The organism is Pseudomonas sp. F-14 TE3482 (assembly GCF_053629455.1).
In genome coordinates this window covers 6,281,103-6,305,408 of the sequence record NZ_JBRJII010000001.1, presented here as the reverse complement: position 1 = coordinate 6,305,408, position 24,306 = coordinate 6,281,103, and the positions used below count along the sequence as shown (strand labels likewise).

Here is a 24,306-nt window from a genome sequence, read left to right as displayed (position 1 = left end):
CACCACGAACCCTGTAGGAGCGAGGCTTGCCCGCGAAAGCGGTCTGCCATTCAGCATTGATGGAGGCTGACAAACCGCCTTCGCGGGCAAGCCTCGCTCCTACAAAAAAGCGCGTTCACTGAACACCTCAGCCAGACAACAAAAACAATCGGGACTCCCTTGTGAAGTTGCTGCTATGGGGATTGCTGCAGAAGCTGCGCACGCTCGATAAGTTCTGAGATTTGCGGTGTTGGACCGGACGCCATCGCGAGCAGGCTCGCTCCCACAGTAGATGTGTGTCGTACTCGGAATCTGTGAACGACGATAACCCCTGTGGGAGCGCGCCTGCTCGCGATGACTGACTAATAGCCAACGATGCACTAGTGGTTCTACGCTCAAGGACGTTTAAGTTGTACGCTCCGGTCGGAACCAGCCTCAAGGTTACTCAATCCATGCTAACCGGCCTCAACCACCTGACCCTCGCCGTCACCGACCTGAACCGCAGCGTGGCGTTCTATCGCGATCTGCTGCAACTCCAGCTAGAAGCCACGTGGGACACCGGCGCCTATCTCTCACTACCGGGTCTGTGGTTGTGTCTTTCTCTCGATCCGCAATGCGAATCTACGGCCACCGCTGACTACACCCATTACGCCTTCAGTATCGATTCAGCGCACTTCCCGTTGTTCGTCGAACACCTGCGATCGGCCAACGTGCAGGAGTGGCGGGACAACCGCAGCGAAGGCGCATCGTTCTATTTTCTCGACCCGGACGGGCACAAGCTTGAGGCGCATGTCGGGGATCTGGTGTCGCGGCTGGCGGCGTGTCGGCAACGGCCGTATGCGGGGATGAAGTTCTTCGACGATCAGTGAGTCGATGCGCGGGGGGGTGAGATAGACTTGCGTCCATTCATCCGGCGTTTCAACAGGAATCCCCATGACTCCATCGCTGCTAATGGCCGTTCTTGCCTCGGGCTTCATTTATGGCATCACACCGGGGCCGGGTGTGCTGGCGGTGTTCGGCATCGGCGCGGCGCGCGGGCGGCGGGCCGGAGCGGGGTTTCTGTGCGGGCATTTGCTGGGCGACGTGGTCTGGTGCAGCACGGCGCTGATCGCGATTGTCGGTGCGCGGGAAATCGGCAGCACCGCGTTCGATGTGTTGGGCGTACTCAGCGGGCTCTACCTGTTCTGGCTGGGTCTGCGCGCGGTGCGGGCTCGTCGCGGCAGCGCCGAGGCGCCTCAGGGGCCGGCGCGGCAGCCATTCTGGCACGGTATCCTGTTCGGTTTGACCAACCCCAAGGCTTATCCGGTGGCGGTGGCGACCTTTACTGCGCTGTTGTCCAGCCGTGCAGAATTGCTGCATTGGTCGATGTTGCCTTGGTTGATCATCCTGAGCTTCGTTGGTGGCCTTTTGGCCTACGCTATTCTCATAGGCATCGTCGGGGCGCGTCAGGTGCGCACGTTGTATCAGCGTCATGAACTGGCGATCACCCGGTTGTGCGGGGTAATGTTCATCGGCTTTGCCATCAATGCCCTGGCGCATGCGCTGCCGGGGCTGGTGACGAACAAGGCTTGAGGCTGATCGCAGGGAAGCGTCAGCGTACCGTCATCGCTCGGGCGTATGACCGGTCAGGGAGGGTTGTTCAATGTTGCATTGTCCGGACACGCTCTCGGCATTATGGAAACCAGAAATTCCGCCCCACTGGCGAGCTACATCGACCTCTTGCTGGACGCCGTCTGTGCGGTGGATAAACAAGGTCGCTTCGTATTTGTCAGCGCGGCCTGCGAGCGCATTTTCGGTTACACCCCCGACGAGTTGGTCGGCCAGCCGATGATCGATCTGGTGCATCCCGCCGACCGACAGCGCACCCTCGACGCCGCGCGGGAGATCATGGGCGGCGAACCCAAGCTCAATTTTGAAAATCGTTACCTGCGCAAGGATGGCCGGGTGGCGCACATTCTCTGGTCTGCGCGCTGGTCGGAAGTCGACCAATTGCGCATTGCCGTGGCCCACGACATCACTGAGCGCAAACAGGCCGAGTCCCGACAAGCGGCGCTGTACGCAATCTCCGAGGCGGCCCACGCGGCGGAAGATCTGCTGGCGCTGTTCAAACGCGTCCATTCGATCATCGGCGAATGGCTCCCGGCGTTGAATTTCTCCGTGGCGCTGTATGACGAGCACTGCGCGCAGCTGAATTTCCCCTATCACGTCGACGACCGTGAACCGCAACCCGAGGAGCCCGGGACTGTGACCGGGCGTCTTTGCAGTGAAGTCATTCGCAGCGGCTTGCCGATCCTGCTGACTCCGGATCAGGACAATCCGCCGGCGGGGTTTGCGGCACTGGTCGCCGGCCAGGATTCGCCCTGCTGGCTGGGCGTGCCATTGAGTTCGAAGAACGGCACCATTGGCGCATTGATCGTTAAAAGCGTACCGGGCGGTGAGCGTTACACCGAGCAAGACAAAGAGCTGCTGCAGTATGTTTGCGCCCAGGTCGCGACCGCTATCGAGCGCAAGCAATTGCATGCCCGGCTCCAGCGCATGGCCCAGTACGACCAACTGACTCAGTTGCCCAATCGCGAGTTGCTGCGCGAACGCCTCAAAGCCTCGCTGGAGCTGGCCCGAACAGACTCCGGTCGAATGGCTTTGCTCTACGTCGACCTCGACCGCTTCAAGCATGTCAACGACACCCACGGTCATACGGTTGGCGACATGCTGCTGCAAGCGGTCGCCAATCGGCTCAAGGGCTGCGTGCGTGAAACCGATACCGTGGCGCGCATCGGCGGTGATGAATTTGTGGTGTTGTTGCACAGCATCCATGCCGCAGAGGATGCCGAGCGTGTGGCGGGAAAGATCCGTCAGGTGCTGGTTCAGCCCCTGCGCCTGGACGGGCATAACCTGAGCATCCAGCCGAGCATTGGCGTTGCGCGCTACCCCGAACACGGGACTGAAGAAAATCAGTTGTTCAGGCATGCCGACGAGGCGATGTACAGCGCCAAGCGCCAGCATCACCTGCGTCTCGGGGCCTGAAAGCCCGTCACCGTTCGTCGCAGCGTTACCAGTTTTTCTAAACCTTTTTGACTATGGAAATTCTTATTCTATGCGGGCGGCTGCTCGCTGCTCTCATCATCAAGAGGATGAAAACCATGCCTACTTCAAAAAATCCGAGTCCGGGTAGTGCCCATGATCGAACGAAGGCGTCTGAAGCCGGTCGCAAAGGTGGGAAAACCACCACGACGACCGTTGATAAAGACTCCGCGAAAGGCGGCATGGGCCGCAAAGGTGGTCAGAAATCCCGGTAATAGTGAAGATGGTTTTATTAAAAGACGGGGGCGCAAGCTCCCGTTTGAATTTTCAAAGAAGGAGGGCGCGACCATGAGCCGGATGGCCACCCGTTTACGCAATGCCAGTTTTGTTACGTTACTGGGGCTGTTTGCCAACAGTGCCTTTGCCCAGTCAGCTGCTGAATTCATCAACGAAGCGTCAGCCAAAGGCATGGCCGACATCGAAGCCAGTCGCCTGGCGCACCAGAAAACCGAATCCAAAGAGGTCAAGGATTACACCATCGTGGTGATCAACGACCTCACCACCGCCAACCAGCATCTGGCGAAAATTGCCAAGCAACTCGATTTACCGGTCGCACCACGCGAAGAGGTGATGGACAAGGCCAAAACCCTGATTCCGGAGGTGAAGGACGATGCGTCCTTCGATCAGGCGTACGCCGCCAGTCAGGTGAAAACCACCCAAGAGACCATCGAGCAGCTTCAACAACAAGCGCAGACCACGGACGTGCCGCAAATCAAAGCGTTCGCCGAAGAAACCTTGCCCAAACTGCAAAACCACCTGCAAATGGCCAGAGAGCTGCAAGCCAGTCGTTAGCACCAATGGCGCGGGTGACGTCACCGGTCACCCGCGGGGCATGAGTCAACATTCATTCAATCCTGTTTCTTTGTTTTCGGGACGACAGTGCCGTCCAGAGGAATCGTTTCGCCCTCGCCGAGGTTGCGATATTTCTTTCTCAATTCTTCCAGCTGATTGAGATCCAGCGATTCGAGACCCAGCATCGCGTTCTGCGCTTCTTTCGTTACTCGCAATAACTCATCGATCTTCAAGTGCAAAATGTCCGTGTCGCGGTTCTGGGTGTTCTGGATCAGGAACACCATCAGGAAAGTGATGATGGTGGTCGAGGTGTTGATGATCAATTGCCAGGTATCGTTGAAATGAAAAATCGGCCCGCTCAAACCCCACAGGATAATCAGAACGATCGCCCCCAGAAATGTCCGGGGCAGGCCGGCCCACAGGGAGAGTTTCTGTGCAATTTTTGCGAATTTCATTGCCGTGCTCCTTATAGGGATGCGCCTGATTTTCAGACAGCACGGGCATAACGAAAATTCTGCTGAATAGTGCCTGCGCATGGATGCGTGAACCCTCTGTCAGAGGCTGATCGTCGGGGCCGAAAAAGTCGCAACCATTTCCACCGACATGAGGTCACTACTTCAAGCCTGTGAAACTGGAGACCAGCATGAACCTCGCTCGCACGTTTTACCTTTGTTGCTGCCTGCTTGCGTTGCAGGGCTGCTTCGATAACTCGGATAACGAGACTAAAGACAATACTGATGGCACCAAGTCATCGGTGCAGATGCAGGAGAAGGGGGCGGATAGTAAATAGCGGTGAGTCGCCCGCCTTGAGACTAATGCCCGTTAGTCAAGATAAGGACACCTGTGGCGAGGGGGCTTGCCCTCGTTCGGCTGCGAAGCAGTCGCAAACCCGGTGCATGCGGTATGCCTGGCAGAACGAGATTGCAGGTTTCAGGGCTGCTTCGCAGCCCAACGGGGGCAAGCCCCCTCGCCACAGTCTTGTGTCTGACGATTCTGACCGGCATTAGCCCTTGAGACCGTTTTTTGTGCGTGTCTGGTTCACACCAACAACGTCACCTCAGTCTTCCAGCTGAAATACCCCAACACTTCACAGCGCTGGTTGATCAGCATAAAGCTCAGTTCGCAGGCCACCACGCCTGGGGTCAATTGCGAGCACTCCCAGTAATGATCATCGGCTTTGTGACTGCCCGGTTGGGTCGGGTTGGCCGGGTCGGGCGCGGGGACTGTCTGCTCGCCGTTGACGACCAGTTTGGGTGGCGAAAGGATCCCGGCATCGCTCACCGAAATGTTGTGAAAGACAACGCTGTGTTCGGCCAGCAGGCTGACGGTTCTGCCGCGGAGATGGAAGACTTGGCCGTTACTGGCTGTTAGCGTCACTTTGCTGTCATTTTTGGTTTTTTTTGTTGTTTCTGTACCGCTGATGGCGAAGATGAAGCCGTCTTCAATCACCGTCGGTTTTTGCGCTTCAAGACTGGGTTGCGGATAACGGGAAAGCAGCGATTCGGCATCGACGATCAGCAGCACACTACTGGCTCTCACGACGCTCGCCGAAGGGGAGGTAATCGGTTCGGAAGTCATCATGGATTCCTTTCATGATGTTGACGCAAAACGGTAACCGCTTCGGTTCAAGCGAGACATCCTGTTCCAGCCGAGGCGGCAACGAGCTCGGTAGGCCCCTCGTTGCCAAGGGGCCCGGCCCAGCATCAGTTATGGATGGTAATGAACGGATCCCATGTGCAGCAGCCGATGATCTGGCAGTCGCGATTCACGATCAGAAACTGGAAGTGATAGGTCACGCTGCCGCAAGCAAGGGTTTCCGAAGACCAGTAATGGTTATCGACCTTCTGGCAGCTGGGCACCGACGGATTGCTGGTGTTAGGGACTGCAAAGGAGGCGGTAGCCTTGCGTGGCGTGGGCGTAGAGATCAACTCGTTGCCTGCGTTACCGACGAACTTGTAGAAAATCACTGCTTGCTCGAAGCCTAGCGACAGGCTGGTTTCACGCCAGCGAATCAGATCGCCTACCTGTGCTTTCAAGTTGAGCTCGCCACCGGCCTGGCCACTCACCACGTTGTTCTGATTGGTCACCATGTATACATGGTTGACGTCGATCATCGTCGGTGCAGCAGGGTTTTTGCTGATGTTCGGGTAGTTTTTCAGAATGGTTTCGGTGTCGATCGAAACAAGTACATCCGTGACTCGAGACATAGTAAAGCTCCTTTGATAGTGATTACCTGGCTACCTACCAGGCACAACGCTTTGCCTTGCGGCCGTTGCGAACACACTACTGGGGAACCCACTCGATCACGGGTGCGAGCTGGCCTTGCTCCTTGCCTTGAAATGACGGGTTGGGTTCCTTCCAACAGGCCGCGAGTAGGACTATAGATGTCATTTTTATACTGTCAAAATCGCTTCGCCCTTCGGTCGACGAACGGTCCTTTTGGTTATGACTTTCGATGATTTTGCGATAAGAAAAGACTCACTCAGATCCTACGCCCTCCAAAAGTCGGGATAGGGCAGAGCACATCGGTCGATGTATCGTAGCGAACCGGTTGTCTGCCTCTGGCTACAACCTGCACCGACAGGAGAACGATATGAGTTGGTCCGCCAAACAATACGTAGCGTTTGAAGATGAGCGCACGCGCCCGGCGCGTGACTTGCTGGCCGCCATCCCCACAATGGACGTCCAATCGGCAATCGACATCGGTTGCGGCCCGGGTAATTCCACCGAGTTGCTGGTGCAGCGCTTTCCCAATGCCGCGGTGCGAGGGGTGGACAGTTCACCCGATATGATCGAGGCCGCTCGCAAGCGCTTGCCTCACCTGCGTTTCGACACTGCAGACATTGATGCCTGGAACGAGACCGGCCCGTTTGACGTGATTTTCGCCAACGCCGTGTTGCAGTGGCTGCCCGATCACGCCCGGTTGCTGCCGTCATTGGTGGCCAGGCTTGCGCCTGGCGGCAGCCTGGCGATTCAGATGCCCGACAACCTCAACGAACCGTCGCACAGGTTGATGCGCGAGGTCGCAGCGAACGGTCCTTGGGCTGACAAACTGGCAAGGGCTGCTAGCCAGCGAACGGAAATGGAGGATGCGGGTGGTTACTACTCGATGCTGCGTGCCCATTGCACCCGCGTCGATGTATGGCGCACCACTTACTATCATCCCCTCTCGGGCGGCGCATCGGGTGTGGTCGAGTGGTTCAAGGGCAGCGGTTTGCGGCCTTTTCTTGAGCCGCTGAATGAAGCGGAGCGAGTGCAGTATCTCGAGCAGTATCTGACGGCAATCGAGAAGGCCTATCCGACGCTGAGTGATGGTTCTGTGCTGTTGCCGTTTCCGCGTTTGTTCATGGTGGCGACGCGCTGACGTACAAAGGGACATGCGTGGCCGTTTGTCCCTTTGGTTGACCAACCTTCGAACCATCAGCCCTGCTGCAAAACTTTGAGTGCGGCCGAAGCCAGAAATCCGGAGCGACTTTTCTCTTCCGGATGATGCAGTACGTATTCGTCGATGCGGTTGAGCAAGTAGCCGGGCAGCGTGATGTTGAGTTTCTGGGCCTTGCCCAGGTATTTGGTGACATCGATGTCCACCACGGCCCACGTACACCCTGCGTACTGCGGATTGGCCGCATGCAGGGTCACTTTGTTGGCGGGTGGAATCGTTGATCCGTCTTCGGCCAGTATTTCGAAATGGCCTTCGATGGCTTCGCGCGCCATGGCCATGGCGTCATCCAGATCCTCCCCAGCAGAGAAACAACCCGGAATATCCGGTACTTCCACGCCCCAGGCGTGTTCGTCATCGCCCATGGAAATCGCAATTGGGTAAAGCATGTTTGTCATTCTCCGAAGGCGCTGCGTGTGGTTACTATACCTACTGAAATTCACTAATCAACACTATAACCACCAATGCGTCCTCAGCACTGATGTACTAGCGGTATGAAATGAGTCTAGGAGGGCATTTGGCGATGGCTTGGGGGAGGTCTGCTTTCTGTATTGCAGGGTTTTGCCGAGGCGCTGGAGAGCGTGGGAGATCAAATTTCATGCATAAAAAACCGGCCACTTCGGATCAATGTCAGTGAGTTGGGCGAATCGGACATGTAGGAGCCAGGCTTGCCGGCGAAGGCGTCCTTAAGAGCGCTTTCGCCGGCAAGCCTGGCTCCTACGAAAAGGGGTTGCTCGCTTAACTGACTGAGATTGAGTAGTAGCTTCTAAATCAGCTGATCAATCAAAACCGCGTTGGTATAGATCAAGCTTCCATCGCTCGCTCGATGCCCGACCAAATGGAACTGACCGCGATCGTGCTGCAGGTAGACGCGCATTTGGCAGTCGGACAAGGGACCGTATCCCTCTGGCAAGACCAAATCCATTGAGTTCATGTCGACATCAACCATGGCTTCAGGCTCATGGGTTTTCTGTAGGCGTTCTTCAGCTTGCTCCAGACGCAGATGGAGAGGGCCATCGACATCAAAACTGATCTCACCCACCGGGGTGGACTTTGGGGCGCCGCTGGGTTTGCACCAGCCTTCGATCGTCAGGTTACTCATGACGAAACCTCCGTCGTGGACTGCTGGACTCTGTAGCTCTTGTCTCTTCTCAAGCCATCCGCTTCTGGCCAGTTCTGCCATCCCGTCATCAGGATTGAGTATAGCTGGCAACCTGGTCTCGCTTGCTGTGCGCTACGCCCGTTTAGTCCATAGAAACGTAATGCTGAATATCCATAGTTGTATGTAGCGAATCGCTTTAAACGATTAGCTTAATATTCGTTGGAACATCCCTGCATCAGGTTTTTCAAAAAAGCACTTGTTCCGTCCGTGCACTATACTTCTTGCTGACTTTACCGCCGAATGGGACGGTATTTTCTGCCCTGCTTGGACGTCAGTGGCGATGCGTTTGCATAACCAGTGAACAACAGGAATAGGATGAACAGAAAATGGCAATAGCAATTATCTTGATATTAATCGTTATTGCATCCGTGTTGTTCCATCTACTAGCGCCTTGGCAGGCGACACCGGCAGCTTCCAACTGGGGATCTATAGACACCACCCTGTTCATTACAATGATCATCAGTGGAATATTTTTCATTGCTATCACGGTATTTATGGCGGTAGCCGTGATGCGTTATCGTCACAAGGAGGGTTCCAGGGCGCACTACCAGCCAGAAAGTAAAAAACTGGAAACATGGTTGATTATCGTGACCTCGGTAGGGATTGCCGCAATGTTGGCGCCAGGCCTGGTGGTTTACAGTGATTTCATCCGGGTACCGAAAAATGCTTATGAACTTGAAGTGGTCGCCCAGCAGTGGCAGTGGGCCTTTCGTTTTGCCGGCCAGGACGGGAAGCTGGGTAAATCGGATATCAAGTTTGTTGATTTTACCAATCCCCTCGGCCTTGATCCCAAGGATCCTGTCGGGCAGGACGATGTGCTTATAAAAAGCAATGAAATTCGCCTTCCACTCGATCAGCCAGTGAAAGTTTTACTGCGCTCTAAAGATGTGCTGCACAATTTTTATATCCCGCAAATTCGCAGCAAGATGGACATGGTGCCGGGGATGGTGTCGTACTTTTGGTTTACACCAACTAAAATCGGGAAATATGAAATCCTTTGTGCTGAATATTGTGGCGTAGGTCATTACAACATGCGCGGCCAGATGATCGTGGAAGAGCAGGGCGCCTTCGATCGATGGCTGAACAGCCAACCGACTTTTGCGCAGACATTAGCGACAGCTGCCAAACCCAGTCAGGACAGCGTGCTGGAAAAAGGCCGCTTGCTGGTCGAGCAATACGGTTGCGGTGCCTGCCATAGCCAGGATGGCAGTACCCGTCTCGGCCCGGGATGGAAGGGGCTGTACGGCCGCACTGAACAGTTTGCCGATGGCACCCGTGCGCTGGTTGATGAGGCCTACCTGAAAGAGTCGATTCTCGATCCGAAGGCCCGGCTGGTGCAGGGCTACCCGCCAGTCATGGTGGCCTATACTCTCACTGAAGATGAACTGGACGCTGTCGTCGCCCTGATCAAGTCGCTGGGTGCCGCGCAGCAAGAGCCTTCTGCTAGCGAAAAGTTGGACAGAGGTGACGACTTGGCGACGCAGGGGCAGCGGCTGGCCGAGTCGCTCGGCTGTCTGGCCTGCCACAGTGTCGATGGCAGCAAGGGCGTCGGCCCCAGCTGGCAGGGCCTGTATGGCAAGACCGTAACCCTTGCCGACGGTACGAGTATCAAGGCCGATGAGGGCTATATAAAGGATTCGATTCTTAATCCCGGCGCCAAAATCGTCAAAGGCTATGCAGCCGTCATGCCGGCCTTTACCCCGAGTGATCAGGAGTTGAACGCACTGATCGCTTTTATCAAATCCAAAGCGAATGCCGACGCTGATGCGAGCAAGGCGGAGCCAGGGAAGTAGCCGTAAAGCAGCCAGGAATGCACCGAAACTTCGAACAGGAGGATGACGTGATGGCCTATGCGGAGCAAGCCGAAACAGAAGCGCTACACGAACCCAAAAGCTTCCTGACCAAATATATCTGGAGTCAGGACCACAAGGTCATTGCCATTCAATACTCCTTGACGGCTTTATTCGTGGGCGTTATCGCCGTGGTGTTGTCTGGCTTGATGCGCATACAGCTTGGCTTTCCCGGCACTTTGGAGTTCATGGACGCCAGTGCTTACTATCAGGCGATGACCATGCACGGCATGATCATGGTCATTTACTTGCTGACGGCCTTGTTTCTGGGTGGCTTCGGTAACTATCTGATCCCGCTGATGGTCGGCGCCCGCGACATGGTCTTCCCCTACGTCAACATGCTGAGTTACTGGTTCTACCTGGTAGCGGTAGTGGTGTTGCTCTCCAGTTTCTTTGTTCCTGGCGGCCCCACCGGTTCGGGCTGGACGCTCTATCCGCCGCAGTCCATTTCTCAGGGGACACCGGGGGTCGAGTGGGGCATCGTCCTGATGCTCGTCTCACTGGCTATTTTTATTGTTGCAGCCACCATGGGCGGGTTGAACTACGTCACCACGGTGTTGCAGGCGCGCACGCACGGCATGACATTGTTTCGCATGCCGCTCTCCGTATGGGGAATCTTCATGGCCTCGATCATGGCCTTGCTGGCTTTCCCGGCGTTGTTCGTCAGTGCGGTCATGATGCTGTTTGACAAGCTGTTGGGCACCAGCTTCTTTATGCCGGCGATGATCTCGCTGGGGCAGCAGATCGATCATCAGGGTGGCAGCCCAATATTATTTCAGCACCTGTTCTGGTTCTTCGGCCACCCGGAAGTCTACATCGTGGCTCTCCCTGCGTTTGGTCTGGTCTCCGACTTGATCAGCACGCATGCGCGGAAAAATATCTTCGGCTACCGGATGATGGTGTGGGCCATTATTGCGATTGGCGTACTCAGCTTTGTGGTCTGGGCGCACCATATGTATGTCAGCGGAATGAACCCGTATTTTGGCTTTTTCTTCGCCGTCACCACCTTGATCATCGCGGTGCCGACCGCACTGAAAGTCTACAACTGGGTGCTGACCCTGTGGCGCGGCGACATTCATCTGACCGTGCCGATGCTGTTTGCCCTGGCCTTTATCGTCACCTTCCTGGTCGGCGGTCTGACCGGGTTGTTTCTCGGCAATGTGATCGTGGATATTCCGCTCTCGGACACCTATTTCGTCGTCGCCCATTTTCATATGGTCATGGGGGTCGCACCGGTATTGGTGGTGTTCGGCGGCATTTATCATTGGTTCCCGAAAGTCACCGGGCGCATGTTGAACGACACCCTGGGCAAGCTGCATTTCTGGATTACCTTTCTGGGCACCTACGCCATCTTCTTCCCCATGCACTACCTCGGTTTCCAGGGCATGCCTCGCCGCTACTACGCCTATGAAAACTACGCGTTCATCCCGCAGTCGGCGCAAGAGTTGAATGCCTTCATTACAGTGATCGCATTGATCGTCGGCGTTTCCCAGTTGCTGTTCTTGTTCAACCTGGCCTGGAGTGCATTCAAGGGCAAGCCCGCAGGCAGTAATCCCTGGGGCGCTGCCAGTCTGGAATGGCAAACACCGAACACCCCGCCGATACATGGTAACTGGGGAGCGAAGCTGCCGGTCGTGCATCGCTGGGCCTATGACTACAGTGTGCCGGGGATAGAACAGGATTTCGTTCCGCAAACGGTCTCCGCCGAGGAGCTGGAGCAGATGCGGCAACTCAGTGCCGAAGCCAAGATAGCGGGCGTTAAAACATGAAAAGGCTGCTATTGAGAAACGCCGACGGCGCTGACCCCGGCGGCAGTTGGAGTCGCGGCCCCGGACGTCTCCAGGCCCCCGAGGCTGATAGAGGCCAAATCGCAAGAGTGGGCCTGCGCTTGTTTCTGGTCGTGGTGAGTTCGTTATTCTTTCTCTTCCTTTTCGCCTTTATTGCCCGTTCACAAATGGCCGACTGGCTCCCACTGACAGACCCCTTGGCGCCGTTAGCCAATCTCTGGCAGCTATGGCTGAATTCGGCTTTTCTGGTATTCAGTTGCGTCGCACTGCAGTGGTCGCGTATGGCGGCCCGACAGGCTCGACTGGGTGCAACTGTGATTGGCTTTGCATTGGGGGGCGTATTTGCCATTGCCTTTCTAGTGGGGCAATTCTGGGTCTGGCAGCAGTTTGTCGCCTGGGGCTACTTTGTCGCCAGCAATCCGGCCAACAGTTTCTTCTACCTGCTGACCGGCCTGCATGGGCTCCACCTGCTGGGCGGGCTGATAGCCTGGAGCATAATCGTCGCTAAATTCCTGCGTCGCGTGCCGTTGGCGCAACTCAGCGTCAGCGTCGAGCTCTGTACCATCTATTGGCATTACTTACTGGGTCTTTGGTTCGTGCTATTCGCTTTGCTGGCCAGCACGCCGCAAACCTATGAAGCGATCGCCAGATTCTGCGGCCTGAGGTGAAAAAGCCATGGCATCGCCCCCACTTGCCCCAGTCGAATCCAGTTCATCCAATCCGCCAGACTCACCGCCTGCTCCGGGATGGGAGGGCATCGCCAGCGACTGGTCCTCGGATAGAGAGGTCTTCAAGCAGGTCCCTTGGGGCAAGGCGATGATGTGGATATTCCTGCTCAGCGATACGTTTATCTTTACCTGTTTTTTGACCGGCTACATGTCGGTACGCATGACCATCACTACCGCCTGGCCAAACCCCAGTGAAGTGTTCGCGTTGACGATTGGCGGTAAGGAAATCCCGCTTATTCTGATCGCCATCATGACCTTCGTGCTGATCAGTAGCAGCGGCACCATGGCCATGGCCGTTAACTACGCCTATCGCCGTGATCGCGCGAAAACCACTGCCCTGATGCTGGCGACCGCTGCCTTGGGGGTGACCTTCGTCGGCATGCAGGCATTTGAATGGACCAAGCTCATCGCAGAAGGAGTGCGTCCCTGGGGGAACCCCATGGGGGCAGCGCAATTTGGTGCCAGCTTTTTCATGATTACCGGTTTCCACGGGCTGCATGTGTCAATCGGCGCCATCTACCTCAGCATTGTGGCGATGAAAGTATTGCGGGGAGATTATGAGCGCTCCGGAAACTATCAGAACGTCGAGATAGCCGGGCTCTATTGGCACTTCGTGGATTTGGTGTGGGTGTTTATTTTTGCATTCTTCTATTTATGGTAGAGGAGCACGGGTGATGGCACATGCTCAGGGTCAGCAACATCCAATCAGTTTGTACCTTAAAATCTGGGGGCTGTTATTCGTCCTCAGCACGCTGTCGTACCTTGTCGACTATTTCCACTTCCATGGCTACCTTCGGTGGTCCCTGATTATCACTTTCATGTTGTTGAAGGCAGGTTTGATTGTCTCCATCTTCATGCATATGGCCTGGGAACGGTTGGCCATGGTCTACGCCATACTGTTGCCACCTTTATGTTTACTGGTGCTCGTCGGACTGATGGCCACCGAGGCAGACTATGTTTTCCTCAGCCGGGTCATTTCCTTCGGCCAATAAGCAGCTTCCGAATGGCCATGAGTCTCCAGGGCTAACCCGATATCACTCGCTTGAACTGATGCCATTTGTGCTGCCAGGCCACTGTCCAGTGGGGGGCTGCCGTTCCCGTGCCGGCGATCGTCAGCTTTGGATGATGTTCGATTACCTGGTCCAATATCGGTTCCTGATTCGGTTCAACATCCACAAAGAAGATATGTTTTCCCTCTTCTACCATCTGTTTGAAATTGCGGAAGTGAGCATTAGGCACCTGGATACCAAAGAAGCCGCCTTCCCAGATGCAGAAGCCAAATATAACAATGGCCAGGAAGATAAAAGGCACCCAGCCTGCGGCGGATTCGGTCCAGCCCATCCAATAGGCGCCGCCAAGGACCAGCGCCGCGAGTGGAAAGCCGACCAACGCACCAATCTCGCCAGAGTGAACAACATCCTGTTTCATCAGCGAGTTAACCTCGTGGAGGTGATGTTCTTCAACATCAGCCACTTGTTCACTGAGCACATGAATTTGTTCGGTATTGATGCCGTTAGCTTCCAGTTCATTTTCAACGGCCTCGAGATCGTCGAGATTGTCACTGATGTAATAGTGCCGATTCATGCCACACCTCCCATCTCGTGTTGGCTGTAGACCTCCTCTGTCCTGCAGCCGTTAACTGAGATTTGCAGTCGATGTCTGTGCGCGTGGGGAACGCTGCACACTTGATGCAATTCGTAGGAAGTATAGCATTCGCTAGCATGCTGAGCGGTAAGCGTCAAGGTCTGGAGGGTCGCCAAATCCCAGACACAAAAAAACCGGCCATCGAGGCCGGTTTTTTTGTGTTCCTGCATCCCCCGCCAAAAAAACTGACGTGAGACAAAAATTCGATTGGAGCGGGTGAAGGGAATCGAACCCTCGTTATCAGCTTGGGAAGCTGGAGTAATGCCATTATACGACACCCGCTCAGAGCGGCTGACTTTGTACCAGATGTGCGCGTGAAAATGAAGTTTTTCTTTGCGCGCGATGGCTTTAGCACGGGTGAAACGAAAGCATCGACCGCGTGCGGTCATTCGCGGGCAAGCCTCGCTCCTGCAGGAATGCGCTTAACGCTGCAGGGCTGAGCTTGCTCGCGATGACTCTGTTTCAGATTGCCAATGCATGGTGGTCCTGGACGTAGTGGTAACGCGGTCGGCTTTCTTGTTGCGTCGGTTTCAGAAAGCCCAGCAGTGCGTTGCGGCTGTCTCGGCAGGCGGCTTTGTGCTCCATGTCGAGAAAGTGGCCGGTGGCCTGCAGGGTGCTGAAGGTGCTGTGCTGCACGTGACCGGCGAACAGCTTTGCATCGGCGGCGGCGGTGTACTCGTCCCATTCGCCGTTCATGAACAGCACCGGCACGTTGATTTTCTTCGCCGCGTTCAGGTAGCACTGGCGGTCGCTGTTGAGCACGTCGCTGATGTGAAAATGCATCTGCCCGTATTCATGTTCGGCCAACGAACTGACGTGACGGTAGTTGAAGCGCTTGAACAGCGAGGGCAGGTGTTTGCCGATGGTGCTGTTCACCAGGTCACCGACCCGGTTACCGTCCCGGCTGCCGAGATAATCGACACCGCGCTCAAGGTAGTCGAGCATGTGCGCGTTGACCACCGGCGAGAACGAGCTGATCACGGCCTTTTCGATGCGCCGTGGCTGTTGGGCGAGGGCGACCAGAGTGGCGGCGCCACCAAAGGAAAACGACAGCACGTGTTCGGCGGCGAAGTGGTCGATCAGCTCAAGGAGGATCTGCCCTTCGATTTCCTTGGTGAGCATTTTCTCATGCAGGTTGTGGGCTTTTGACTTGCCCGCGTAGGGCTGGTCGTAGCACACCACATTGAACTCTGGGTAAAGGTTTTTCACGGTCTGTGCAAACGACGCAGTCGTGGACATCGATCCGTTGACCAGAATAATGGTCTTCTCTGCGGCGTCTGCGCGATAGAACTCCGTGTAAACCCGATACTGACCTTGTATATCCAGCACAGCGATTTCTGGCCTCATGACATAAGACTCCTGGCAAGCGGGTATGCGCGCAAATCAGATTGCACGAGCTTTGTGACAGGTAGGCATACGCCTGGAATTTTGAAGGCCCATGTCGATCCATTGCACGCTGGTCGACGGGTATTGTTATAAGCGGGCAGTTTGCCGGGGGAAGGCGGAACCTGAGGGTTCTCTGCCGGCAAAAAGTTTCTTAGAGTAGTTTTGGTGACTCGCCGGTCACATTTCGCGCCGACGTCCTGATTCAAGCAGGGGTCACGTCATCGCGCAAGTATCTTTCGTAAAATTTTCAGCGGCTTCTGCTGAGCGGTCGCCTGCTTAGATCATTCGGATCTCATCGCTGCTCAACGGCCGGTATTCGCCGGGCTTCAATGTGTCGTCGAGCACCAGCGGACCCATGCATTCGCGGTGCAGGCGCAACACCTTGTTATCGAAGTGGCCGAACATCCGTTTAACCTGATGATAGCGGCCCTCGACGATGCTCAGGCGCGCAGATTTTGGCCCGAGTACGACCAGTTCGGCCGGTTGTGTGGTGAGGTCTTCGAAGGCGAAATACAGGCCTTTGGCGAAGGTGATCGCGTATTCGGCAGTGATGTCCTGCTCGGTCTCGACGTAGTAGACCTTGGGCAGTTTGGTCTGCGGTTGGGTCAGGCGTCGCGACCAGCTGCCATCGTTGGTGATCAGCATCAGGCCGGTGGTGTTGAAGTCCAGGCGACCGGCGATGTGCAGGTCTTCCTTGTCCGGTTCGCCGATCAGGTCGAGCACGGTCGGGTGTTGCGGGTCGCGGGTCGCACTGACGCAACCGGGTGGTTTGTGCAGCATGAAGTAGCGGGCCGGCTTGCCAACTTGCAGCACCTCGTCGTCGACTTCCACTCGGCTGAACTCGAGCACCTCGGCGTGGGGATCGCTGACGACTTCTCCGTCGACCCTGACGCGCTTTTCCACCAGCAACAGGCGTACCTGCTTACGGTTGAAGCGGGGCAGGTTGCTGAGGAAGCGGTCAACGCGCATGGCTAGGGTTCGGTGGGGGGATTCGGTGGGAGAGCGCCGCGCATCTTACGTGATCGGCTCGGCGGCTGCTTGCAACTGCATCTCGACCTGGGCGCAGGACGGGCACAGGCAGGACTTGTCGCGCAATTCGGTGGGCAGCGCCTGAAGTACCGCCGGATCGATGCTGACGCCGTAGCACCAGCAGGCACGATCGACGGTTCGCGGGTCAGCCAGGCTGCAGTCGTTGGAGGCGCCGCAGGCTGGGCAGAGGTCAGGTTTATTCATGAAGGAGCATTCGATTACGGCCGGTTAGCCTGGCCCGAGACCGCGCATGATCGGCCGGCAAGCACTCCTGCGCAAGCCGGCGATCCTGGAAATCAACGCCGATCGTTCAGATACGCACGCCACCCGCCCAAATGACTGATATCCACCGCCCCCTCCAAGCCATAGGGCTCACAGATAAACCCGCTCTCCCAACGCCCATCCGCCAGTTGTACCTTGCCCAACCCCAGCGGTGCCGGAATAGCGGTCAGGAACGAGCCCAACTCACTGCTCGGCAACTCCCACACTTCCACCGCAATCGCCGCGCCACCTTCCTTCACTCGGATCATGCCCGGGCGATAGGGTGGGCCGCCGGCCAGGGCATACAGCTGATAGTCGGGGGAACTGTGAGTGGCTTCGAGCAAACGGGCTCCACGCAGCTTGAGTTGCCAGTTCAGCGCCAGCCCATCCAGGTGCGCGCCGCAGACCACCAGCCGTGCGCGATCATTGCGCGCAATATTCGTCGGCGCAGACGCGGTCAACCCTTGCTGACGTTGCAAGGCATCCGCCACGCTCAACAGATACTGATCGGTAAACGCCCGGCCGAACAACGTCACGCCCCATGGCAAACCATTGCCCATGAATCCGCTGGGCACGGCGACGGCGGCGTAATCGAGCAGGTTCATGAAGTTGGTGTAGTAGCCCAGTTCCGAGTTGCGCAGCACCGGTTCGACCGCAAGCTCCGCCAGTGTCACCGGGCGGCCGATGGTTGGCGTGACCACGCAATCAAGGCCTTCCAGGGCTTTGTCGCACAACGCTTTCAAAGCCTGCAGACGGTATTGGGCGCGGAAGGTTTGCACGCCAGTCACCGCTGGCGCCTTGGCCAATACGGCGCGAATCACCGGCAGCACGGCTTGAGGATGTTGCTCCATCAACTCGCCGGCCACGCTGTAGCGCTCCGCCACCCACGGCCCTTCGTAGAGCAACCGGGCGGCTTCGAGAAACGGCGACAAATCCAGCTCGACCGCTTCGCCGCCCAAGGCTTTGAGCTGGTCGATGGCGTCGCCGAACAACAACGGTCCTTCAGGACAGCCGAAGAACGCCAGATCCCGCGCACGGGGTACGCCGAAACGCAATGGACGCGGTGTGCCGAAGGCCGAACCATCATTCCACAGCGGATTACTGCGGCTGTATTCGTCCCGTGGATCGAGATGAGCGGTGAGCGCGAGCAACTGACTGGCTTCCCGGGCCGTGGCCGTGAAGGTCGTGACGCAATCGAGCGTTCGACAGGCTGGAACCACTCCGGCCGTGGAGATCAGCCCTTTGCTGGCTTTCAAACCGACCAGATTATTCAACGCCGCCGGTACGCGACCGGAACCTGCCGTGTCTGTGCCCAGGGAAAAACTCGCCACGCCGAGTGCCACCGCCAATGAAGATCCGGCGCTGGAGCCGCCCGACGGATACTCCGGCAACACGCTGTTCGGGCAAGCGCCATACGGCGAGCGGCTGCCATTGAGGCCAGTGGCGAACTGGTCGAGATTGGTCTTGCCCAACGGAATCGCACCCAGCGCCAGCAGTTGCTCGACGATGGTTGCCGAGCGTTCCGGCACATAAGCAAACGCCGGGCACGCTGCGGTGGTGGGAATGCCCGCCAGGTCGATGTTGTCCTTGATTGCGAACGGCACGCCGTACAGTGGCAAGCTGCCTGGGTCACGACCGTCGAGTGCGGCGAGGTACGGTTCCAGTTCCTCGACACTGAGCAAATGGATGAACAGGTGATAGTCCGGGTTCAGTGCCGCGGCTTTTTCCCGCAGGTTCAACAGCAGTTGCCGAGGCGTAGTGCTGCCGTCACGGTAAGCGTTGCGCAGGGCGTCGAGTTGCAGATTGATGTTCATGGCGTTAATCCTTTTTTAATGGCTTGAGTCGAGTTCCAGCACCACCACACGTTGCCCGGCGCGCACCGCCGAACCCGGTTGCGCGCGAATCTCCCGTACCACGCCCGCCATGGGCGCGAGCAGCGGGATTTCCATCTTCATCGACTCCAGAATCACCAGCACATCCCCCGCCGCGACCCGGCTGCCTGCCTGCACCTGAACTTGCCAGAGGTTGCCGGCGATGTGGCTATCGACGCTCTGTTGACCGTCGGCTAACGGTGCATCATCAGTCACTTCATGGGCCAACTCTTCGCTGTCGAAGTGCGCCTGGCCGCTGCTGATCCAGCGTTCGCGCTCGGCGTTGAACGCGCTTTTTTGCTGATCCCGAAATGCCGTGATGCTCTGGGCTTCTTTCGCCAAAAACGCCTGGTAATCCGCCAGATTCAGCTGACTGTGTTCGATGTTCAGATCAAATCGCCCAAGCGGGAAATCCCGACGAATGCGCAACAGTTCATCGGCGCTCACAGGGTAGAACCGGATCTGGTCGAAGAAGCGCAGCAGCCACGGCTTGCCATCGAACGCGGAGACTTCGCGATAGCGATTCCACATCTGCAGCGTACGGCCGACGAACTGATAACCACCCGGGCCTTCCATGCCGTACACGCACATGTAGGCGCCGCCGATGCCTACCGAATTTTCCGCGGTCCAGGTGCGGGCCGGGTTGTACTTGGTCGTCACCAGACGATGCCGAGGATCGAGCGGGGTGGCGACCGGTGCGCCGAGGTAAACATCGCCCAGCCCCATCACCAGATAGCTGGCGTCGAACACGGTGCGTTGCACTTCGTCGAGGTTCGGCAGGTCGTTGATGCGGCGGATGAACTCCAGATTGCTCGGGCACCAGGGCGCGTCCTTGCGTACGGTGGTCATGTATTTCTCGATCGCCAACTGACAGGCTGGGTCATCCCAGGACAGTGGCAGATGGACGATGCGCGAGGGCACCTGCAGGTCCTTGGCGGCACACACCGCGTCCCATTCACCGGCGACAATGCCCAGCAGATCGGCCAGCGGCAGTTGCTCCGGTTGGTAATGCACCTGCAATGAGCGAATGCCCGGCGTCAGGTCGATCACACCGTGCAGGTTTTTGCTTTCCAGCGCCTGCATCAGCGCGTGGGCTCGGAAGCGCAGGACCAGGTCCAGTTCGGGGGCACCGATTTCCAATAACAAATGGGTGTCGCCCGACAGACGTGCAACCAGCTGCGTATTCCCCTGACCCAAATCCAACACCACAGGCGACACAGCCCCCTGTGGGAGCTGGCTTGCCTGCGATGAAGTTGATGCGGTGTCTGGTCGGGCCTCATCGCAGGCAAGCCAGCTCCCACAGGAATCCCATTTCAAGGCGAGATTGCGCGCGGTCTTGAGATCGACCGGGACGAACTGAACCTTGTCCCCAGCCTTGAGTTGCCCCAGCTGCCAAAGGTCCGCCTCGATCACCGTCACCGGGCAGACAAACCCGCCCAAGCTCGGGCCATCCGGCCCCAGAATCACTGGCATGTCCCCCGTGAAATCCACCGCGCCAATGGCGTACGGATTGTCATGAATATTCGACGGATGCAATCCCGCTTCACCACCGTCGGCCCGCACCCACTCAGGCTTCGGCCCGATCAGCCGCACTCCGGTGCGGCTGGAATTGAAGTGCACTTCCCACTGCGTGACGAAGAAGGTGCCGATGTAGTTTTCGGTGAAATATTCCGGGGCACCGTGAGGGCCGTAGATCACCCGAATCTGCCGCACGGCAGGCAACTCGGTAACGTGCTGGATCGCCAGGTGTTGCCCGGCGCTGTGGTCGCTCAAGGCCGGAATATGCAATACGTCCCCAGCACGCAATGCACGACCGGCATGGCCACCAAACTGGCCGAGGGTGAAGGTACTCTTGCTACCCAGATAATCTGGCACTTGCACGCCGCCGCGCAGGCACAGATAGCTGCGCGCGCCTGCACCGCCAATGGTGCCGAGGCTCAAAGTGGCACCGGCGGGAATCAACAGTGCAGTATTCATCGGCACTACTTCACCGTTCAGCATCAACGCAATCACCGCACCCGTGACGGCCACCACCGCCTCACAATTGAAACGCAGCAGCGGCCCGCTCATGGTGATTTCCAGCGCAGCTGCACCTTCATCGTTACCCAGCAAGCGATTGCCCAGACGCAGTGCCCGGCTGTCCATCGGACCCGACGGCGGCACGCCCACCGCCCAGTAACCGAGGCGTCCCGGATAGTCCTGAACGCTGGTCTGCGTGCCGGCGCTGAGCACTTCAAGGGTGTTGGCTTGATAGGCCAGATCTTCCAGGCAACGGGTCCACGGCTGGCCGCTGGCAAAGGGCGTATCGAGCAGAATCTGCCGCAAGTAATCACGGTTGGTTTCCACCCCGTACAGCAGGCTGTCGCCCAGAGCCTGATGCAGATCGACGCGCGCTGCTTCGCGAGTCGGTGCCCAGCTGATGACCTTGGCGATCATCGGATCGAAGTACGGCGGGATCTCGCAACCGGCCTCGACCCACGTGTCGATGCGCAGGTGTTTGCCATCGGTAACCGGGAAATTGACGGCAGTGAGCAGACCGGGACTCGGCTGGAAATCCCGGCCAGGATCTTCGGCATAGAGTCGTGCCTGAATCGCATGACCGTCGGCTTTCAATCCCTGACTCAACTCGCGCAGCGGCGGCAAATCACCGGCTGCCAGTTCCACCATCCAGCGCACCAGATCCACGCCCCACACTTGTTCGGTGACGCCGTGCTCCACCTGCAAACGGGTATTCACTTCAAGAAAATAGAAACGCTGGGCATCGCTGTCGAAGACGAACTCAACAGTGCCCGCGCTGCGGTAATTCACCGCTTTGGCCAGTTTGATGGCCGCTGCACAGAGTTCCTCGGCCATGCCCTCGGGCAGGTTCGGCGCCGGGGTTTCTTCGAGGACTTTCTGGTTGCGCCGCTGCACCGAGCAGTCGCGCACGCCGAGGGCAAGCACCTCGCCCTGGCCGTCGCCGAACACCTGCACTTCCAGATGCCGGGCGCGCTGGATGTACTTCTCGATGAACACGCCGGCGTCGCTGAAATTGTTCTGACCAAGGCGTTTGACGGCTTCGAATGATTCGCTCAATTCAGCAGCGCTGCGGCACACGCGCATACCGATGCCGCCCCCGCCGGCGGTGCTTTTGAGCATCACCGGGTAGCCGACCTGTTCGCCGGCTATCAACGCTGCATCGAGGCTATCGAGCAGCTCGGTGCCTTCGAGCATTGGCACGCCGTGTTGCTTGGCCAGTGCGCGGGCGGTGTGCTTGAGGCCGAACACCCGCAGTTGCTCCGGTGTGGGGCCGATGAAGGCGATGTCGGCCGCTTCGCAGGCTTGGGCGAATGCAGCGTTTTCCGAGAGAAAGCCGTAGCCGGGATGAATCGCCGTGGCGCCACTGGATTTAGCGATGGCGAGGATTTTGTCGACCGCCAGATAAGTGCCAGCGGCAGCGCCTTCACCGAGGCTGTGGGATTCAAAGGCTTGCAGGATGTGCAGGCTGGCGGCATCGGCTTCGGAGTAAACGGCAACGCCCTTGACCTGCAATTCACTCAAGGTACGCAAGATGCGACAGGCAATGGCGCCGCGGTTGGCGATGAGGACTTTTTCGAACATGGCATAACCCCCGGAGGCGATAAAGCATCAGCCTCGACCTGGGATGCGGGCCGTCCCGCAGTTTTTCGATAGGCGCCGAGGTCGTCCTCGGCGGCAGAATTACTAAATTTGAAACCACCGCTGACCTTGTGGGAGCGGGCTTGCCCGCGATGGGGCCAGCACATTCAACAATGATGTCGACTGACACACCGCTATCGCGGACAAGCCCGCTCCCACAGGTTTGGTGGTGTTTTTACTTTTTGATGCACTGGCCTGAACGGGCCTGGCACAAGACAAACAACCACCGCCGCAAACGCGAAAATTTCAGTTCCATACCAATAGCTCCGCAGGTGTGGGGTTGTAGGCGTTGCACGGATTGTTCAGTTGCGGGCAGTTGGAGATCAGCACGATCACGTCCATCTCGGCCCGCAGGTCGACGTATTTGCCCGGCGCCGAAATCCCGTCTTCGAAGGTCAGGCCACCGTCGGCCGTCACCGGCACGTTCATGAAGAAGTTAATGTTCGGCCCGATGTCTCCCTTGCCCAGCCGACCATCGTGGGCACAGGCGCGCAGGTAGTTGTCGCGGCAACTGTGCATGTAGCGTTTCTCCAGCGCATAACGCACGGTGTTGCTCTCCTGGGCACAGGCACCGCCGAGGGTATCGTGACGCCCGCAAGTGTCGGCAACGATGGTCAGCATCGGTTTGCCGAGGTTGGAATAGAGCACGCTGCCGGTGCTCAGGTAGACGCTGTTCTGCCGACGCAACGTGCGATGTACGTCATAGCGCTCCTTGGGATTGGCGAGGCTGTAGAACAGAGTGTCGACGGCCTGATTGCCTTCCAGGTCGAGGATGCGCAAGGTCTGGCCGGCCTTGACCTCCATCAGCCAGGGTTCGCCGGCGGGGATGGTGGCGCGGTAGATCGCGGTTTCTGGTTGCCTGTTGGTAGTAACGGCAGCGGTGGCGATAGCAAGTGACATGGCAGCGATCCTCAGGCGAACAGACGGTCGGTGTTGATGAAGCCGCGCTCGTTTTCCGGGCGCGAGGTGCGGCAGTGTTCGGCGACACTCGCATCGGCGTTCATCCAGCTGAGCTTCAGCGGTTTGGGTGCGTACTCAGGCGCCGGATCCATCGGATGTTGCAGCGCGGTGAGCACCACCAGGGTGTCCATCGGCGCGTACAATTCGATGTAATCACCGGCCTTGGAATGGCCTTCGACGAAGTGGAAGCGCCCGGCCTCATCGACGTTCACACGGCTGAACAGGTTGAGGGTCATCAGCAGGTCGGACAGGCCCAACCCCCATTTGCCCAATTCCACCAACAGGTTGTCGGTGCCGTTGCGGAAGAAGCCGTTACGCAGTTCCTGATAGCGGCCCGCGCCGTACTTTTGCGCGACCTCTTCAGCGCACAGCACGCCGCCGAGGCTGTCGCTCCAGCCGCAGGTGTCGGCAGTGATTGCCGCCAATACGCGGCCCATGTCCGAGTACAGGCAATGGCCAGTGGTGAGCTTGGCGGTGTGTTGGCATTTGAGGCTGTCGGGCAGGTTCAGGCGTTCGGTTTTTTCGTTGGCGTTGAGTAGCGTCAGACTGACATTGGCACCGCCGCGCAGGTCGGTCAGGCGCAGTAATTGGCCGCGTTTCAGAACGAAAGAACGATGGCCGCCGCCGGGGAGCATTTCTTCGGCGAAGGGCGGGAACAGCTGGGTCGAATCAGTCATGTG

The 24,306-nt window shown here is 57.7% G+C and carries 24 protein-coding genes and 1 tRNA gene; 11 read left to right on the top strand and 14 right to left on the bottom strand.

The features are described 5' to 3' along the window. Nucleotides 1–431 precede the first annotated feature (431 nt). The 5 genes from fos to AB7M26_RS28665 all read left to right on the top strand — a co-directional run bounded on the left by fos (nucleotide 432) and on the right by AB7M26_RS28665 (nucleotide 3,852). Entirely contained in the window at nucleotides 432–848 is a 417-nt protein-coding gene (fos, locus tag AB7M26_RS28685) for a fosfomycin resistance glutathione transferase (RefSeq protein ID WP_123499158.1), read from the top strand. A 64-nt stretch (nucleotides 849–912) separates the two neighbouring features. Then, the gene (locus tag AB7M26_RS28680) at nucleotides 913–1,551 is read left to right on the top strand and encodes a LysE family translocator (RefSeq protein ID WP_123499156.1); all 639 of its coding nucleotides are present in this window, start codon (nucleotides 913–915) and stop codon (nucleotides 1,549–1,551) included. Nucleotides 1,552–1,653: 102 nt separating this feature from the next. After that, nucleotides 1,654–3,003: a sensor domain-containing protein gene (locus tag AB7M26_RS28675; RefSeq protein WP_123499154.1), complete on the top strand. Its 1,350-nt coding sequence runs from the start codon at nucleotides 1,654–1,656 to the stop codon at nucleotides 3,001–3,003. A 116-nt stretch (nucleotides 3,004–3,119) separates the two neighbouring features. Continuing rightward, complete coding sequence (locus tag AB7M26_RS28670) at nucleotides 3,120–3,275, top strand: KGG domain-containing protein (RefSeq protein WP_008014777.1); 156 nt, start codon at nucleotides 3,120–3,122, stop codon at nucleotides 3,273–3,275. A gap of 73 nt (nucleotides 3,276–3,348) precedes the next feature. Continuing rightward, the gene (locus AB7M26_RS28665; RefSeq protein ID WP_123499151.1) at nucleotides 3,349–3,852 is read left to right on the top strand and encodes a DUF4142 domain-containing protein; all 504 of its coding nucleotides are present in this window, start codon (nucleotides 3,349–3,351) and stop codon (nucleotides 3,850–3,852) included. A 56-nt stretch (nucleotides 3,853–3,908) separates the two neighbouring features. Here AB7M26_RS28665 and AB7M26_RS28660 read toward each other — a convergent pair whose 3' ends face one another. The 3 genes from AB7M26_RS28660 to AB7M26_RS28650 form a co-directional block, all read right to left on the bottom strand. Beyond that, the gene (locus AB7M26_RS28660) at nucleotides 3,909–4,307 is read right to left on the bottom strand and encodes a low affinity iron permease family protein (RefSeq protein ID WP_123499149.1); all 399 of its coding nucleotides are present in this window, start codon (nucleotides 4,305–4,307) and stop codon (nucleotides 3,909–3,911) included. A 583-nt stretch (nucleotides 4,308–4,890) separates the two neighbouring features. After that, on the bottom strand, nucleotides 4,891–5,430 hold the full coding sequence (locus tag AB7M26_RS28655) for an AidA/PixA family protein (protein ID WP_123499147.1): 540 nt from the start codon (nucleotides 5,428–5,430) through the stop codon (nucleotides 4,891–4,893). Nucleotides 5,431–5,555: 125 nt separating this feature from the next. Continuing rightward, nucleotides 5,556–6,059 (bottom strand): inclusion body family protein, encoded by a 504-nt coding sequence (locus tag AB7M26_RS28650; protein ID WP_095630996.1) that lies wholly within the window; start codon nucleotides 6,057–6,059, stop codon nucleotides 5,556–5,558. A 386-nt stretch (nucleotides 6,060–6,445) separates the two neighbouring features. Between AB7M26_RS28650 and tam the strand changes: the two genes are divergently transcribed. Next, nucleotides 6,446–7,216, top strand: a complete 771-nt coding sequence (gene tam / locus AB7M26_RS28645; RefSeq protein WP_123499145.1) for a trans-aconitate 2-methyltransferase — start codon at nucleotides 6,446–6,448, stop codon at nucleotides 7,214–7,216. Between the two features lie 56 nt (nucleotides 7,217–7,272). Here the strand turns inward: tam and AB7M26_RS28640 are convergent, their stop codons facing one another. Together AB7M26_RS28640 and AB7M26_RS28635 are read right to left on the bottom strand one after the other, a co-directional pair. Beyond that, on the bottom strand, nucleotides 7,273–7,680 hold the full coding sequence (locus AB7M26_RS28640) for a type II toxin-antitoxin system HicB family antitoxin (RefSeq protein ID WP_123499143.1): 408 nt from the start codon (nucleotides 7,678–7,680) through the stop codon (nucleotides 7,273–7,275). A 377-nt stretch (nucleotides 7,681–8,057) separates the two neighbouring features. Further along, nucleotides 8,058–8,393, bottom strand: a complete 336-nt coding sequence (locus tag AB7M26_RS28635; RefSeq protein WP_123499141.1) for a hypothetical protein — start codon at nucleotides 8,391–8,393, stop codon at nucleotides 8,058–8,060. A 386-nt stretch (nucleotides 8,394–8,779) separates the two neighbouring features. Between AB7M26_RS28635 and AB7M26_RS28630 the strand changes: the two genes are divergently transcribed. Genes AB7M26_RS28630 through AB7M26_RS28610 form a run of 5 tightly spaced genes read left to right on the top strand, consistent with a single transcriptional unit; the run spans nucleotide 8,780 to nucleotide 13,810 of the window. Next, the gene (locus tag AB7M26_RS28630) at nucleotides 8,780–10,246 is read left to right on the top strand and encodes a c-type cytochrome (RefSeq protein WP_123499139.1); all 1,467 of its coding nucleotides are present in this window, start codon (nucleotides 8,780–8,782) and stop codon (nucleotides 10,244–10,246) included. Between the two features lie 50 nt (nucleotides 10,247–10,296). Continuing rightward, a complete protein-coding gene (ctaD, locus tag AB7M26_RS28625; protein WP_123499137.1) occupies nucleotides 10,297–12,072 on the top strand; it encodes a cytochrome c oxidase subunit I in 1,776 nt (591 codons plus the stop codon). Beyond that, nucleotides 12,069–12,758, top strand: a complete 690-nt coding sequence (locus tag AB7M26_RS28620; RefSeq protein WP_123499135.1) for a cytochrome c oxidase subunit 3 — start codon at nucleotides 12,069–12,071, stop codon at nucleotides 12,756–12,758. The genes ctaD and AB7M26_RS28620 overlap by 4 nt, the downstream gene beginning before the upstream one ends. A 7-nt stretch (nucleotides 12,759–12,765) precedes the next feature. Further along, entirely contained in the window at nucleotides 12,766–13,479 is a 714-nt protein-coding gene (locus AB7M26_RS28615) for a heme-copper oxidase subunit III family protein (RefSeq protein ID WP_123499132.1), read from the top strand. Between the two features lie 13 nt (nucleotides 13,480–13,492). Next, nucleotides 13,493–13,810, top strand: a complete 318-nt coding sequence (locus AB7M26_RS28610; protein WP_123499130.1) for a cytochrome C oxidase subunit IV family protein — start codon at nucleotides 13,493–13,495, stop codon at nucleotides 13,808–13,810. 31 nt (nucleotides 13,811–13,841) lie between these two features. On the opposite strand, the gene AB7M26_RS28605 is transcribed toward AB7M26_RS28610, so the two are convergent. The 9 genes from AB7M26_RS28605 to AB7M26_RS28565 all read right to left on the bottom strand — a co-directional run bounded on the left by AB7M26_RS28605 (nucleotide 13,842) and on the right by AB7M26_RS28565 (nucleotide 24,303). Then, entirely contained in the window at nucleotides 13,842–14,402 is a 561-nt protein-coding gene (locus tag AB7M26_RS28605) for a magnesium transporter (RefSeq protein WP_123499128.1), read from the bottom strand. 268 nt (nucleotides 14,403–14,670) lie between these two features. After that, nucleotides 14,671–14,744 (bottom strand) — tRNA-Gly (locus tag AB7M26_RS28600). Between the two features lie 180 nt (nucleotides 14,745–14,924). Beyond that, nucleotides 14,925–15,809, bottom strand: a complete 885-nt coding sequence (locus tag AB7M26_RS28595; protein ID WP_123499126.1) for an alpha/beta fold hydrolase — start codon at nucleotides 15,807–15,809, stop codon at nucleotides 14,925–14,927. A 315-nt stretch (nucleotides 15,810–16,124) separates the two neighbouring features. Further along, the gene (locus AB7M26_RS28590) at nucleotides 16,125–16,817 is read right to left on the bottom strand and encodes a pseudouridine synthase (protein WP_123499124.1); all 693 of its coding nucleotides are present in this window, start codon (nucleotides 16,815–16,817) and stop codon (nucleotides 16,125–16,127) included. 45 nt (nucleotides 16,818–16,862) lie between these two features. Then, nucleotides 16,863–17,081, bottom strand: a complete 219-nt coding sequence (locus AB7M26_RS28585) for a cysteine-rich CWC family protein (protein WP_123499122.1) — start codon at nucleotides 17,079–17,081, stop codon at nucleotides 16,863–16,865. 92 nt (nucleotides 17,082–17,173) lie between these two features. Beyond that, nucleotides 17,174–18,952 carry an allophanate hydrolase gene (gene atzF, locus AB7M26_RS28580; protein WP_123499120.1) on the bottom strand — a complete coding sequence of 593 codons (1,779 nt, stop codon included), beginning with the start codon at nucleotides 18,950–18,952 and terminating at the stop codon, nucleotides 17,174–17,176. Between the two features lie 15 nt (nucleotides 18,953–18,967). Continuing rightward, nucleotides 18,968–22,609 (bottom strand): urea carboxylase, encoded by a 3,642-nt coding sequence (gene uca, locus AB7M26_RS28575; protein WP_123499118.1) that lies wholly within the window; start codon nucleotides 22,607–22,609, stop codon nucleotides 18,968–18,970. A gap of 303 nt (nucleotides 22,610–22,912) precedes the next feature. Beyond that, entirely contained in the window at nucleotides 22,913–23,566 is a 654-nt protein-coding gene (locus tag AB7M26_RS28570) for an urea amidolyase associated protein UAAP2 (RefSeq protein ID WP_123499116.1), read from the bottom strand. 11 nt (nucleotides 23,567–23,577) lie between these two features. Beyond that, the gene (locus AB7M26_RS28565) at nucleotides 23,578–24,303 is read right to left on the bottom strand and encodes an urea amidolyase associated protein UAAP1 (RefSeq protein WP_123499114.1); all 726 of its coding nucleotides are present in this window, start codon (nucleotides 24,301–24,303) and stop codon (nucleotides 23,578–23,580) included. Nucleotides 24,304–24,306: the final 3 nt, after the last annotated feature.

Excerpts from the sequence above, each read along its gene's own strand:
- fos (WP_123499158.1), top strand. The coding sequence starts at position 432 with ATGCTAACCGGCCTCAACCACCTGACCCTCGCCGTCACCGACCTGAAC.
- AB7M26_RS28680 (WP_123499156.1), top strand. The coding sequence starts at position 913 with ATGACTCCATCGCTGCTAATGGCCGTTCTTGCCTCGGGCTTCATTTAT.
- AB7M26_RS28675 (WP_123499154.1), top strand. The coding sequence starts at position 1,654 with ATGGAAACCAGAAATTCCGCCCCACTGGCGAGCTACATCGACCTCTTG.
- AB7M26_RS28670 (WP_008014777.1), top strand. The coding sequence starts at position 3,120 with ATGCCTACTTCAAAAAATCCGAGTCCGGGTAGTGCCCATGATCGAACG.
- AB7M26_RS28665 (WP_123499151.1), top strand. The coding sequence starts at position 3,349 with ATGAGCCGGATGGCCACCCGTTTACGCAATGCCAGTTTTGTTACGTTA.
- AB7M26_RS28660 (WP_123499149.1), bottom strand. The coding sequence starts at position 4,307 with ATGAAATTCGCAAAAATTGCACAGAAACTCTCCCTGTGGGCCGGCCTG.
- AB7M26_RS28655 (WP_123499147.1), bottom strand. The coding sequence starts at position 5,430 with ATGACTTCCGAACCGATTACCTCCCCTTCGGCGAGCGTCGTGAGAGCC.
- AB7M26_RS28650 (WP_095630996.1), bottom strand. The coding sequence starts at position 6,059 with ATGTCTCGAGTCACGGATGTACTTGTTTCGATCGACACCGAAACCATT.
- tam (WP_123499145.1), top strand. The coding sequence starts at position 6,446 with ATGAGTTGGTCCGCCAAACAATACGTAGCGTTTGAAGATGAGCGCACG.
- AB7M26_RS28640 (WP_123499143.1), bottom strand. The coding sequence starts at position 7,680 with ATGCTTTACCCAATTGCGATTTCCATGGGCGATGACGAACACGCCTGG.
- AB7M26_RS28635 (WP_123499141.1), bottom strand. The coding sequence starts at position 8,393 with ATGAGTAACCTGACGATCGAAGGCTGGTGCAAACCCAGCGGCGCCCCA.
- AB7M26_RS28630 (WP_123499139.1), top strand. The coding sequence starts at position 8,780 with ATGGCAATAGCAATTATCTTGATATTAATCGTTATTGCATCCGTGTTG.
- ctaD (WP_123499137.1), top strand. The coding sequence starts at position 10,297 with ATGGCCTATGCGGAGCAAGCCGAAACAGAAGCGCTACACGAACCCAAA.
- AB7M26_RS28620 (WP_123499135.1), top strand. The coding sequence starts at position 12,069 with ATGAAAAGGCTGCTATTGAGAAACGCCGACGGCGCTGACCCCGGCGGC.
- AB7M26_RS28615 (WP_123499132.1), top strand. The coding sequence starts at position 12,766 with ATGGCATCGCCCCCACTTGCCCCAGTCGAATCCAGTTCATCCAATCCG.
- AB7M26_RS28610 (WP_123499130.1), top strand. The coding sequence starts at position 13,493 with ATGGCACATGCTCAGGGTCAGCAACATCCAATCAGTTTGTACCTTAAA.
- AB7M26_RS28605 (WP_123499128.1), bottom strand. The coding sequence starts at position 14,402 with ATGAATCGGCACTATTACATCAGTGACAATCTCGACGATCTCGAGGCC.
- AB7M26_RS28595 (WP_123499126.1), bottom strand. The coding sequence starts at position 15,809 with ATGAGGCCAGAAATCGCTGTGCTGGATATACAAGGTCAGTATCGGGTT.
- AB7M26_RS28590 (WP_123499124.1), bottom strand. The coding sequence starts at position 16,817 with ATGCGCGTTGACCGCTTCCTCAGCAACCTGCCCCGCTTCAACCGTAAG.
- AB7M26_RS28585 (WP_123499122.1), bottom strand. The coding sequence starts at position 17,081 with ATGAATAAACCTGACCTCTGCCCAGCCTGCGGCGCCTCCAACGACTGC.
- atzF (WP_123499120.1), bottom strand. The coding sequence starts at position 18,952 with ATGAACATCAATCTGCAACTCGACGCCCTGCGCAACGCTTACCGTGAC.
- uca (WP_123499118.1), bottom strand. The coding sequence starts at position 22,609 with ATGTTCGAAAAAGTCCTCATCGCCAACCGCGGCGCCATTGCCTGTCGC.
- AB7M26_RS28570 (WP_123499116.1), bottom strand. The coding sequence starts at position 23,566 with ATGTCACTTGCTATCGCCACCGCTGCCGTTACTACCAACAGGCAACCA.
- AB7M26_RS28565 (WP_123499114.1), bottom strand. The coding sequence starts at position 24,303 with ATGACTGATTCGACCCAGCTGTTCCCGCCCTTCGCCGAAGAAATGCTC.